Genomic DNA, 12,473 nt, shown 5'->3' with positions numbered 1-12,473 from the left:
CATGGTAAAAGAATACATCACATCAAATCAGGAGAGATTTTTAAACGAGTTGTTTGATTTACTGCGCATACCTTCAGTAAGTGCCGACAGTAAGCACAAAGATGATGTGCGTACAGCAGCCAACTACGTAAAAGCAAAATTAGAAGAGGCTGGAGCTGATACCGTTCAATTAGTTGAAACCAAAGGTCACCCGATTGTATTTGGTGAAAAAATTGTGAATCCTTCACTGTCAACCGTTTTAGTCTATGGTCACTACGATGTTCAGCCTGCAGATCCCTTAAACCTTTGGCATTCTCCTGCCTTCGAGCCTGTTGTAAAGGATGGAAAAATTTATGCCCGTGGTGCCTGTGATGACAAGGGACAATTCTACATGCACATCAAAGCCTTCGAAATAATGATGAAGCAAAATGCTTTGACCTGCAATGTAAAGTTCATGATTGAGGGTGAAGAAGAAGTAGGCTCAGACAACCTCCCTATTTTCGTAAGAGATTATAAAGACAAGCTTAAGGCAGATATCATTTTAATCTCTGATACTTCTCTTATATCATTAGAGCATCCCTCTATCACGGTTGGCTTGCGTGGGTTAAGTTATATGGAAGTAGAGGTTACAGGTCCTAACCGCGATTTACACTCCGGTGTATATGGTGGTGCTGTTGCTAATCCTATTAATGTGTTAGCCGATATGATTGCTTCCTTGCATGACGATAAAGGTCGTGTAGCTATTCCTGGTTTTTATGATAAAGTAGTGAACCTTACGTCTCAGGAAAGAGAAGCACTTAATAAAGCACCTTTTGTGCTAGAGAACTACAAAAAAGATTTAGACATTGCTGAAACACATGGAGAAGAAGGGTATACAACCATTGAACGCACCGGTATTCGCCCCACGCTCGATGTAAATGGTATTTGGGGTGGTTACACTGGCGAGGGAGCCAAAACTGTATTGCCTTCAAAAGCTTCAGCAAAAATTTCCATGCGCTTAGTCCCGAATCAGGATAGCACTGAAATAACTGAGTTGTTCACTAAACATTTTCAATCCCTTGCACCCAAGTCTGTAAAGGTAAAAGTAACTGCGCACCATGGTGGTCAGCCTGCAGTAACCTCAACCACTTCCAAAGCATACAAATCTGCAGAGAAAGCATTTGAACAAGTATGGGGCAAAACACCCATTCCTACACGCGATGGGGGAAGCATTCCGATTGTATCCTTATTCAAAAAGGAGCTTGGTCTGGAGACTGTGTTAATGGGTTTTGGTTTAGACAGTGATGCCATACATTCACCCAATGAGCACTATGGTATCAAGAATTTTACACTAGGAATTGAAACGATAGTGGCCTTCTACCAGCATTTTGCAAAGTAGAGAACCATTCGAAATCAATTTTGGTTTAAGAAAGATTAGAACTTAGCAGATATGCGTTTCGTAATTTATTTAATTATCCTCCTTGGTTCATTTAATGGATCAGCACAAATTTTACAACCTGCTAAAATTACTGCCGGCACTGCCACTAACCAGGCTAAGGTGGGTGATGTAATCGACCTTGTTTTTAAAGCGCAGATTGATCAAAATTGGTACATCTATTCTTTAGGTTTTGATGAAGATTGCGGCCCTATACCCATATCCATCACGCTCGATAAACATCCCAGCTTTGAGTTGGTAGGTGGTGTTGTCGCTATCAATGATGAAGCCAAACACGATAAAATTTTTGATTGTGATGTGCGTATTTTTAAAGTGAGTGGTGAGTTTCGTCAGAAAATAAAAATACTAAGTAAAGACCTGGTGCTGAAAGGAGTTTATGAAGGGCAGGTGTGCACCGAAACTGATGGCAAATGTGTGTTGTTTGATGGTGATCTGGCTTTTGGAAAAATTGCTATTAGTGGAGAAGATAAAAAGCAAGCAGCTCAAACTTCAAAAGTTGAGGAGAAGAGCACTATAAAAGAAGTGACACCTTCTACTCAACAGACTATTGATACTGTTAAGAGCGAAACAAAAGCTGCAAAAGTTTTTAGCGATAACATAACGGGGCCTATACTGGATGAAAATCTTATTCAGCAAAGTGCACAGCAACAGTCCTTTTGGTTATTCTTCGCTCTCGCTTTTGTCGCAGGTTTGGCTGCCTTACTTACGCCCTGCGTTTTCCCTATGATTCCCATGACAGTGAGCTTCTTTACCGGTCAGGGAAACTCAAAATTTAAAGCATTAATGTATGGCTTTTTTATTATCGCCATTTACACATTGATTGGTGCAGCCTTGGCTCCGCTCATGGGTCCTGAAACAGCCAATCACTTATCAACGGAGTGGATACCTAACTTAATTTTCTTTGCAGTATTTATTGTTTTCGGCTTATCCTTCCTCGGTCTCTTTGAAATCACCTTACCTAGTTCAGTAGTTAATGCCGCTGACAGACAAGCAGACAAGGGAGGTCTCATTGGTATTTTCTTTATGGCCTTTACCATTGTATTGGTGTCATTCTCTTGCACGGGTCCTATTGTGGGCAGTATTTTAGTATCATCTGCCGGTGGAGAGTTTATCAAGCCGATTGTGGGTATGTTTGGTTTCTCATTAGCCTTTGCTATACCCTTTACTTTATTTGCCTTTTTCCCGGGTTGGTTAAGTTCTTTACCAAAGTCCGGAGGGTGGCTCAACAGTGTTAAAGTTGTACTGGGCTTCCTGGAAATTGCGCTTGCCTTTAAGTTCTTAAGCATTGCCGATCAGGCATTTCATTGGGGCATTCTTGACAGAGAAATCAACATCGCTATCTGGATTGTGATTGGTTTACTCATCGGTGCTTACTTAATGAAATGGTTTTTACTACCTGGCGATACCGGAAAAGACGCTGAAGAAAAAAGAATCGGTATTCCACGTTTGTCCATGGCCATGGTCACTTTCATTTTTGTGGTCTATCTAATTCCAGGTATGTGGGGAGCGCCCTTAAAAGCGCTGGCTGGTTATTTACCTCCGCTCTACACACACGATTTTAATTTAATAGCGGCCGCTGCCTCCACTAATGAAACCTGTGATGAACCGCAGTATGCAGATTTTCTGCATCTGCCTCATGGCATCAATGGCTACTTTGATTACAAGCAGGCACTGGCATGTGCGCGTCAGCAAAACAAGCCTTTGTTTATCGATTTCACAGGCCATGGTTGCACCAATTGCAGGGAGATGGAAGCGGTAGTATGGAGCGATCCACAAGTGCTGGACCGCTTACAAAATGATTATGTGGTAGTGGCTCTTTATGTGGATGATAAAACAGAACTACCAGAAAGTGCCTGGTATACGTCCAGCTATGATAACAAGGTTAAGAAAACTATTGGCAAACAGAATGCCGACCTACAAATCACTAACCTTAAAAATAATGCACAACCTTTTTATGTTTTGGTTGGCAATGACGAGAAAGTGTTGGTTGCACCTTACGGCTACGATAAAAGTGTTGAAGGCTTTGTGAAATTTCTGGATGAGGGTAAGGAGAAGTTTAACGCACTTAGTAAATAATAAGCAAATCAGGTATTATCCATTGAAGTGATATAAAAAAACGATTGTTGCCGTAAATGCAGGTTTAGCATTGTCTTTTATTTCAAGTGTTACTTCCATTTCCGTTTTGGCAATACCCCGCAGATTAGTTAAAGCCAATAACTTTACGCGAAGGCGAACTTCACTGTTGACCAATACCGCCTGATTAAATTTGAGTTTTTCTATACCATAGTTTACCAGCATTTTCACATTCTTGATATCGGCTATTTCTTCCCATAAATAAGGAACCAGCGATAAGGTAAGATAGCCATGTGCAATGGTTGACTTGAATTGACTTTGAGCCGCTCGCTCCGGATCAGTATGTATCCATTGGTGGTCCAAGGTTGCATCTGCAAACTTATTGATTTGCTCCTGTGTAATGGTCAGGTAACTGGATACACCCAACTCAAGGCCTATGTGTTTTTCGAACTCAGCTATACTGCCAACAGAAAATTTACTCATGGGATTTACTTATATTAGTAAGGTAGTAAGTTTTTAATTCAGATTAAACTACGCGTTACAATAATCTAATCATCCACAATAACTGGGATGGATATTTTTAGAAATAAAAAAAGCCTTTCTCAAAAATCAGAAAGGCTTTTACTTTTATAAAAACTGAGATTATAAAGTTCTCTTCACTTCTCTCATTTCGTAGCTTTCAATTACATCACCCACAAGTATATCATCGAAGCCATCGATACGAATACCGCAATCAAAGCCTGTGCGAACTTCACTTGCATCATCTTTCATACGCTTCAGTGAGCTTAGCTTACCCGCATAGGTAACTATACCATCACGGATTAGTCTGATCGGGTTACTACGTTTGATAGAGCCGTCTGTAACCATACAACCTGCAATGGTTCCCACTTTAGATATCTTAAATACCTCACGCACTTCTGCATTCCCCACAATCACTTCTTCCTCCTGCGGTGCCAACATACCTTCCATCGCAGCCTTCACTTCATTAATCGCATCGTAGATGATTGAGTACATGCGTATTTCAATCTCTTCATTCTCCGCTAAACGTTTAGCCGAACCAGAAGGACGCACCTGGAAGCCTATGATAATGGCATCAGAAGCCGAGGCTAACAATACATCAGATTCTGAAATCTGACCAACGCCACGGTGAATGATGGCTACTTGAACTTCTGCGGTAGACAGTTTCAATAATGAATCTGACAAGGCTTCTACTGAACCGTCCACGTCACCCTTCACAATCACATTTAATTGCTTGAATGAACCGATAGCCAAGCGTCTGCCAATTTCATCCAGTGTAATATGTTTGCGAGTACGTATGCTTTGCTCGCGCTGTAGCTGCGAACGTTTACCTGCCAATTCACGCGCCTCACGGTCTGTTTCCATGATCTGGAATTTCTCACCCGCTTGTGGTGCGCCATCCAAACCAAGTACAACTACAGGAGTAGAGGGACCTGCTTCTTTTACTTTTTTACCGGTATCGTCAAACATCGCTTTTACACGACCGTAGTTTGCACCAGCAACCATGATATCACCAACCTTTAAAGTACCAGCCTGCACCATGATGGTTGCTACGTAGCCACGACCTTTATCCAATGAAGCTTCAACCACAGAACCAACAGCTGGCTTATCGGGGTTTGCTTTCAGGTTTAATATTTCTGCTTCCAGTAAAACTTTCTCTAAAAGATCTTCAATGCCTTGTCCGCTCTTCGCAGATACTTCCTGACACTGGTATTTACCACCCCACTCTTCCACAAGAATATTATTCTTAGAGAGGGACTCACGAACCTTATCCGGATTTGCCGTGGGCTTATCAATTTTATTAATAGCAATAACAATAGGTACACCGGCAACTTGTGCGTGATTGATTGCCTCTTTAGTTTGTGGCATCACGTCATCATCAGCCGCAACCACAATAATGGCAATGTCCGTAAGTTTAGCACCACGAGCACGCATCGCAGTAAAGGCTTCGTGACCAGGCGTATCCAAGAAGGCAATCTTATTACCTTTCTTCGTTATTACATCATACGCACCAATGTGCTGTGTAATACCACCCGCTTCCGATGCAGTAACTTTTGTTTTACGAATGTAGTCAAGCAATGATGTTTTACCGTGGTCAACGTGACCCATGATGGTTACAATCGGTGCTCTGTCTTGTAAATCTTCCTCCGCATCGTTGGATGTTTCAACCGTTGTTTCATCTTCAGTTGAAATAAACTGAATTTCGTAACCAAACTCATCAGCAATTACGGTAATGGCTTCTGCATCCAGGCGTTGGTTAATAGAAACGAACATACCCAAGCCTAAACAGGTTGAGATAACATCGTTAACAGAAACATCCATCATGGAAGCCAAATCGTTAGCAGAGATAAATTCTGTAACTTTTAAGATTTTGGATTCCTTTTGTTCTTCTATAGCGCGCTGTTCAGCTGCATCTGTAAAGGCCTGACGTTTTTCTTTCCTGTACTTAGCACCTGTCGCTTTTTTTGTACCACCACTAAGTTTTGCAAGGGTAGCCTTAATTTTTTCCTGAATTTCCTGCTCAGTAGGTTCAGCTTTTGGTGTGCGTGGTGCTTGTTGCTGTTGGGGGCGATTATTACCACCACCGCGCTGAAACTGTTGAGGTCTATTACCACCACCTTGTCCTTGCTGATTCGGAGGTGCGTTAGCAATTCTTTTACGCGGACGCTTATGCTTATCATCTCGTACGTCAGATGAAGCAACAGGGTCTTTTTTCTTTTCAGTGGGTAGTTGGATTTTACCCAATACATTCAAGCCTTGCAATTTTTCAGCGGTAGCTTTAATAACCTCCTGCGGTTTTTCTTCTGGTGCTTTTTCAGCAACTACCTCTTTAGGAACTTCCGGTACTTTAACTTCTTTTACTTCTTTTGGTTTTTCAACAACTGGTGGCTCGGGTGTTGGTTCAACTTTAGGCTTAACCTCAGCCACAACGGGTGTTGGCTCTGCCGCCTTCTCCTTCTTAACCGGCTCTTCTTTCTTAGCCTTAGGTTTGGATTCCAGGTCAATTTTATCAACCACCTTCAGCCCTTCTAATTTCGGCTTTTCGGCCTCCACTTTAGTGGTAGTAGGTTGTTGTGGTTTAGGCTCTTCTTTGACCTTAACTTCTTTAGCACCGATATTCTTTATCAGAATACTTTCTTCTTCTTCTGTCTTCTTTTTATGAACTTCTTTCTCAGGCTCGATTACTACATTCTCAATATGCTTAACACCAATTTGCAAATTAGATGCTTCGAGTTTTTCAGTGGCAGACGATGCATACTCTTTTGAAAGCAATGCATATTGCTCAGGAGTAAGTTTAGCGTTGGGGTTGTTTTCAACCACGTGCCCTTTTTTCGCTAAAAACTCTATAATGGTGTGTAATCCCACATTGAGTTTTCGCGCTGCCTGGCTCGCCCTTATCATCTTATCTTCTGCCATACTGTAAGTTTGCTCTTTTTTCGCTTAAAGCGGTTTTGTTTTTGTTAAAAATCGATGGATTATCTGAAAATCTATTCGAATTCTTTCTTCAATACTCCAAGAACCTGTTCAACAGTTTCTTCTTCTAGATCCGTTCTGCGTACCAGCTCTTCTTTAGACAGGGCTAATACACTTTTTGCTGTATCTAATCCAATGCGTTTTAATTCATCGATAATCCAGCTTTCAATTTCATCAGAGAATTCAACAAGATCCACGTCTTCATCTACCACACCCTCTTCAACATCTCTGAATACATCTATCTCATAGCCAACCAAACGGCTAGCCAGTTTAATATTTAAGCCACCCTTACCAATGGCCAACGAAACCTGATCAGGCTTCAGGAATACTGAAATGCGACCATTTTCCTTATCCACCTTTATACTGGTTATTTTTGCAGGGCTTAGCGCTCTTTGCACGTAAAGTTCCAGGTTTTCAGTGTAATTAATAACATCAATGTTTTCGTTCTGCAATTCACGCACAATCGAATGAATTCGTGAACCTTTCATACCCACGCAAGCACCCACCGGATCGATGCGATCATCGTAGGATTCTACCGCAACTTTAGCACGCTCACCAGGCTCACGAACTGCCTTCTTAATAGTGATGAGGCCATCATATACTTCAGGTACCTCTTGTTCAAATAAGCGCTCTATAAAAACAGGTGATGTTCTTGACAAAATGATTTTTGGATTGCCGTTTACCATCTCAACCTTGTGTACAATTGCGCGCACATTTTCACCTTTACGGTAACGGTCTTTGTGAATTTGTTCACTGCGCGGAATGGCAATTTCGTTACCCTCTGCATCAATTAACAAAACCTCGCGACTTAAGACCTGGTATACCTCCCCGGCAATAATTTCACCTACCAGATCTTTATACTTTTGAAATAAGATGTCCTTTTCAAGATCCTTTACCTTTTGAATTAAGGTTTGACGAGCCGTGGTAACAGCTCTTCTTCCAAAATCCTCAATATACATTTGCTCTGACACCTCTTCCCCTACTTCAAAATCAGGCTCAATTTTGCGTGCTTCTGTCAGGCTGATTTTGTCGTGATCCCAAATATCTTCTGAGTTATCGTCAACTATCTCGCGTACACGATAAATTTCCAAGTCGCCTTTATCGGCATTGATAATAATATCGAAGTTGCTATCCTCCACAAATTTCTTGCGAATCATGTTACGGAATACATCTTCCAAAATGCGAATCATCGTAGGTCTATCGATGTTTTTCTGCTTCGCGAATTCTGCAAATGATGAAATTAATTCATGCGCGTCCATTGCTGTTTTTATTTAAAGGAAACTGTCACAAATGCTTTATCTATTGTTTCAAAAGGAATGGTTAAATCCTTCTCTTCTGCCTTTTTGCCTTTACCACTTTTTTGCGAAAGGGTAATAGTGCTGTCTGTTACTGCCGTTAGTGTGCCTTCGGCAGGTTTACTTTCTTCTTTCATCTTAACCTTGAGTACACGGCCAATATTTTTCTTGTATTGTCTGTGTAGCTTCAGTGGTTGATCCAGTCCCGGAGTAGTTACCTCGAGTAAATAGTTTTCATCCACTTCGGGCATCGCATCCAGGCTTTCAGAAAGCTTTCTGCTGAGGTTTGCGCAATCTTCAATTGACACCCCTCCATCACCATCCAGCACAACCAGTATTTTTCCTGGCTTACGCTTCATAACGGCACTAACCTCCACGATAAATAAACTATCGTTGCCTAGTAAGCCTTCCGCAAGTTGTCGTATGTTGTCTGCCTGATCCATAAAAGTTGAAAATCAAAGAGGGGACTTTAGGGTCCCCTCCTGACAATTTCATAGAAAGTGGTGCAAATGTAGCTCTTTTTTTGCTTTTGGCAAAATATTGCTTATTTAAAGTTTAACCTGACTGAGGATTACCGGATGTATTTATCGAAATCCTTGTGCTCTCGTTGGTATAAAACTTCTGTAGGCAATGATTTAAAATATTCGTAGGTAATTTTCAACCCTTCGGCACGCGAAACTTTAGGTGTCCAGCCCAATATACTTTTAGCACGTGTTATGTCTGGTTGGCGCTGTTTCGGGTCATCTTTAGGTAGTTCTTTAAAAATGATTTTCTGATCTGTACCTGTAAGTTTAATGATTTCCTCAGCAAACTGAAGAATGGTAATTTCATCAGGATTACCAATGTTAACTGGCAAATGATAGTCAGACATAAGTAAACGGTAAATGCCTTCTACCTGATCATCTACATAACAGAAAGACCTGGTTTGAGAACCATCGCCAAAAACAGTAAGGTCTTCACCTCTCAATGCTTGCCCTATAAATGCAGGCAATACACGACCATCATTCAGTCGCATACGAGGACCATAGGTGTTAAATATCCTGAGTATGCGTGTGTCAACACTATGATAAGTATGATAAGCCATTGTCATGGCCTCCTGAAAACGCTTGGCTTCATCGTAAACACCACGTGGACCTATAGGGTTTACATTGCCGTAGTATTCTTCAGTCTGCGGATGTACTAAGGGATCACCGTACACCTCTGAGGTTGATGCAATAAGTATCCTGGATTTTTTATCGCGGGCTAGCCCTAACAAGTTGTGTATACCCAGAGAGCCCACCTTCAGTGTTTGAATTGGAATTTTCAGGTAGTCAATCGGGCTTGCCGGTGAAGCAAAATGAAGAATGAAGTCCAGCTTTCCAGGAACATGCACAAAGTTTGAAACATCGTGATGATAGAATTCGAAATCCGGATGCTTAAACAAATGCTCTATGTTTCGCAGGTCGCCCGTGATCAGGTTATCCATAGCAATAACATGCATGCCTTCCTTAATAAATCTTTCGCACAAATGCGATCCCAGAAAACCAGCACCGCCAGTGATGAGTACTCTTTTTTTATTTGCCATTGATTGTTTCTCTTCCTATGCTGTAATATGTATAAGCTAATTCTCGCATTTGTTGTAAGTCGTAAAGATTTCTCCCGTCAAAAATGGCTTTATGTTTAAGTAGCGTTGACAATCTTTCAAAATCTGGCGTTCGGAACTCCGGCCATTCTGTTGCAATAAAGAGTGCATCTGCATCTTTGGTGGCATCATAAGGATTATCGCAGAACTGTATCTTATTGCCAAAAATAGCTTTCACATTCTCCATTGCTTCCGGATCACTTACCTTTACAATAGCACCCTCATTTAAAAGTGCCTCTATGTTCTCCAAAGCAGGAGCCTCCCTTATATCATCTGTATGTGGTTTAAAAGCTAATCCCCACACGGCAATTGTTTTCCCCTTTAAAGAGTTATTGAAATAGTGTTTGATGGCGGCTATCAGTTTAGTTTTTTGTGATGCATTAACACCCATCACAGCATTCAATATTTTAAAATCGTAAGAGGCATCTTTAGACGATTTAGCCAAGGCCTGCACATCTTTTGGAAAGCAGCTTCCGCCATATCCAATTCCTGGAAATAAGAAACGTTTTCCAATTCTGCTATCCGTGCCAATACCCTTTCTTACTGCATCTACATCTGCACCTAACAGTTCACACAGGTTGGCAACTTCATTCATGAAAGTAATTTTTGTTGCCAGGAAGGAGTTCGCTGCATATTTAGTAAGCTCTGCAGAACGTTCATCCATAAATATAATGGGATTGCCTTGCCTTACAAAAGGCGCGTACAACTGCTCCATTACTTTTTTTGCCTTGTCTGAGTTTGTTCCAATAACCACACGGTCTGGCTTCATAAAATCTTCCACAGCCACACCTTCACGCAAAAATTCGGGGTTTGATACCACACTGAACTCAACCTTTGCATTGGCCGCAATACGGTCTCTGACTTTATCAGCTGTGCCTACCGGAACGGTACTCTTATCTACAATTACAGTATAAGATTGTAAAAGAGGCCCTAAATCATCCGCAACTTTCAATATGTACTTTAAATCAGCGGAACCATCTTCACCTGGAGGCGTGGGCAATGCCAAAAAAATTATCTGGGCATCTTTAATACCTTCCTTCAAATCTGTGGTGAAATAAAGCCTTTCCTGCTTAATGTTCCTTTCAAAAAGCTGCTCTAAACCCGGCTCGTAAATCGTGATTTTTCCGGCTTTAAGTTTATCAACTTTAGCCTTGTCTATGTCAACGCAGGTCACTGTATTACCCGTTTCTGCAAAACAGGTGCCTGTAACCAACCCAACATACCCTGTTCCTATTACCGCTATCTTCATTTGATCCAATTTGAGGCGTGAAATTACTCAATAAGACATAGAATTTCCGTGATTTGTATCATTACTAACAACCAAACTAACATTCGTTTGCTAAACAAGACTTTATCCCTACCTTTGGCGTCTATTTTATTAAAGACCATGGAAACACTTGTTGAAAAAGAAAAGACAATAAGCTTTGAAGAGACTGAAAATCAGCGGATGATCGCTCAAATGATTCGTGATTTTGGTGCTAAGGAAATTAGACCAAAGATGATGGAGTGGGACGAGTCACAAGAATTCCCTGTAAAGCTTTTTAATAAGCTCGGAGAACTTGGGCTTATGGGGGTTTTGGTTCCTCAGGAGTATGGCGGATCGGGCTTTGGATATTTAGAGTATGTGACAGCTATTGTAGAGCTTTCTAAAATAGATGGTTCAATAGGATTATCAATGGCTGCACACAATTCATTGTGCACAGGCCATATACTAAGCTTTGGAAATGAGGCTCAAAAGCAACAATATTTACCCAAGTTAGCTTCTGGTGAATGGATTGGCGCCTGGGGTTTAACCGAACCTAACACAGGCTCTGATGCCGGCAACATGAGAACTGTTGCGGTAAAAGACGGTGATCATTACGTGATTAATGGCGCTAAGAATTTTATTACCCATGGTAAGTCTGGGAACGTTGCCGTGGTAATTGTAAGAACCGGCAACGTAGGTGACTCCCACGGCATGACTGCTTTTGTTATTGAAAAGGGTACTCCTGGTTTTACATCTGGTAAAAAGGAAAATAAATTGGGCATGCGCGCTTCTGAAACAGCCGAACTCATTTTTCAGGATTGTCGTATACATAAATCACAAATGCTTGGCAAGGAGGGTGAAGGCTTTATCCAGGCCATGAAAGTACTGGATGGCGGGCGTATTTCAATAGCTTCATTAAGTCTAGGTATTGCCATGGGTGCTTTCGATGCCGCCTTAAAATATTCACAGGAAAGACATCAGTTTAATCAGGCCATCTCTAAATTTCAGGGTATTGCCTTTAAATTGGCCGATATGGCCACCAAAATTGAAGCGGCCAAATTATTAACCTATCGTGCGGCTGATATGAAGAACAAGGGTTTCAATGTGAATAAGGAATCTGCTATGGCAAAGCTTTATGCTTCAGAAATTGCCGTTGAGGTAGCCAATGAAGGCGTGCAGATCTTTGGTGGTTATGGGTATACCAAAGACTTCCCCGCAGAAAAGTATTATCGCGATGCTAAACTCTGCACTATTGGCGAAGGAACCTCAGAAATTCAGAAATTGGTGATTTCCCGAGCTGTTTTGAAATAAATTTGCAGAAGTTATCATAGA

At 41.4% G+C, this 12,473-nt stretch carries 9 protein-coding genes; 3 read left to right on the top strand and 6 right to left on the bottom strand.

Annotated elements, in window-relative coordinates; genetic code table 11:
• Nucleotide 1: 1 nt before the first annotated feature.
• Both ACO1XM_RS12565 and ACO1XM_RS12560 read left to right on the top strand, forming a co-directional pair.
• Complete coding sequence (locus tag ACO1XM_RS12565) at nucleotides 2–1,357, top strand: dipeptidase (RefSeq protein ID WP_486229436.1); 1,356 nt, start codon at nucleotides 2–4, stop codon at nucleotides 1,355–1,357.
• Nucleotides 1,358–1,408: 51 nt separating this feature from the next.
• The gene (locus ACO1XM_RS12560; protein WP_486229434.1) at nucleotides 1,409–3,490 is read left to right on the top strand and encodes a protein-disulfide reductase DsbD family protein; all 2,082 of its coding nucleotides are present in this window, start codon (nucleotides 1,409–1,411) and stop codon (nucleotides 3,488–3,490) included.
• Between the two features lie 15 nt (nucleotides 3,491–3,505).
• On the opposite strand, the gene ACO1XM_RS12555 is transcribed toward ACO1XM_RS12560, so the two are convergent.
• From ACO1XM_RS12555 to ACO1XM_RS12530, 6 genes are all read right to left on the bottom strand, one after another.
• Entirely contained in the window at nucleotides 3,506–3,970 is a 465-nt protein-coding gene (locus ACO1XM_RS12555) for a MaoC family dehydratase (RefSeq protein WP_486229432.1), read from the bottom strand.
• Nucleotides 3,971–4,129: 159 nt separating this feature from the next.
• Nucleotides 4,130–6,922 carry a translation initiation factor IF-2 gene (gene infB, locus ACO1XM_RS12550; protein ID WP_486229430.1) on the bottom strand — a complete coding sequence of 931 codons (2,793 nt, stop codon included), beginning with the start codon at nucleotides 6,920–6,922 and terminating at the stop codon, nucleotides 4,130–4,132.
• A 71-nt stretch (nucleotides 6,923–6,993) separates the two neighbouring features.
• Nucleotides 6,994–8,238: a transcription termination factor NusA gene (nusA, locus tag ACO1XM_RS12545; protein ID WP_486229428.1), complete on the bottom strand. Its 1,245-nt coding sequence runs from the start codon at nucleotides 8,236–8,238 to the stop codon at nucleotides 6,994–6,996.
• A gap of 8 nt (nucleotides 8,239–8,246) precedes the next feature.
• Complete coding sequence (locus ACO1XM_RS12540; RefSeq protein ID WP_486229426.1) at nucleotides 8,247–8,717, bottom strand: ribosome maturation factor RimP; 471 nt, start codon at nucleotides 8,715–8,717, stop codon at nucleotides 8,247–8,249.
• A gap of 128 nt (nucleotides 8,718–8,845) precedes the next feature.
• Nucleotides 8,846–9,838, bottom strand: a complete 993-nt coding sequence (locus ACO1XM_RS12535) for a UDP-glucuronic acid decarboxylase family protein (protein WP_486229424.1) — start codon at nucleotides 9,836–9,838, stop codon at nucleotides 8,846–8,848.
• The gene (locus ACO1XM_RS12530; RefSeq protein ID WP_486229422.1) at nucleotides 9,828–11,144 is read right to left on the bottom strand and encodes a UDP-glucose dehydrogenase family protein; all 1,317 of its coding nucleotides are present in this window, start codon (nucleotides 11,142–11,144) and stop codon (nucleotides 9,828–9,830) included. The genes ACO1XM_RS12535 and ACO1XM_RS12530 overlap by 11 nt, the downstream gene beginning before the upstream one ends.
• Nucleotides 11,145–11,282: 138 nt before the next feature.
• On the opposite strand from ACO1XM_RS12530, the gene ACO1XM_RS12525 reads away from it, so the two are divergent.
• On the top strand, nucleotides 11,283–12,452 hold the full coding sequence (locus tag ACO1XM_RS12525; protein WP_486229420.1) for an acyl-CoA dehydrogenase family protein: 1,170 nt from the start codon (nucleotides 11,283–11,285) through the stop codon (nucleotides 12,450–12,452).
• Nucleotides 12,453–12,473 lie beyond the last annotated feature (21 nt).

It is taken from the genome of Chryseotalea sp. (assembly GCF_057350905.1).
Note: the sequence above shows the minus strand (reverse complement) of the source record. Positions and strands in the feature narration are given on the sequence as shown.

Bases quoted from the DNA above. Each gene is read 5' to 3' on its own strand.
- ACO1XM_RS12565 (WP_486229436.1), top strand. From the start codon at position 2: ATGGTAAAAGAATACATCACATCAAATCAGGAGAGATTTTTAAACGAG.
- ACO1XM_RS12560 (WP_486229434.1), top strand. From the start codon at position 1,409: ATGCGTTTCGTAATTTATTTAATTATCCTCCTTGGTTCATTTAATGGA.
- ACO1XM_RS12555 (WP_486229432.1), bottom strand. From the start codon at position 3,970: ATGAGTAAATTTTCTGTTGGCAGTATAGCTGAGTTCGAAAAACACATA.
- infB (WP_486229430.1), bottom strand. From the start codon at position 6,922: ATGGCAGAAGATAAGATGATAAGGGCGAGCCAGGCAGCGCGAAAACTC.
- nusA (WP_486229428.1), bottom strand. From the start codon at position 8,238: ATGGACGCGCATGAATTAATTTCATCATTTGCAGAATTCGCGAAGCAG.
- ACO1XM_RS12540 (WP_486229426.1), bottom strand. From the start codon at position 8,717: ATGGATCAGGCAGACAACATACGACAACTTGCGGAAGGCTTACTAGGC.
- ACO1XM_RS12535 (WP_486229424.1), bottom strand. From the start codon at position 9,838: ATGGCAAATAAAAAAAGAGTACTCATCACTGGCGGTGCTGGTTTTCTG.
- ACO1XM_RS12530 (WP_486229422.1), bottom strand. From the start codon at position 11,144: ATGAAGATAGCGGTAATAGGAACAGGGTATGTTGGGTTGGTTACAGGC.
- ACO1XM_RS12525 (WP_486229420.1), top strand. From the start codon at position 11,283: ATGGAAACACTTGTTGAAAAAGAAAAGACAATAAGCTTTGAAGAGACT.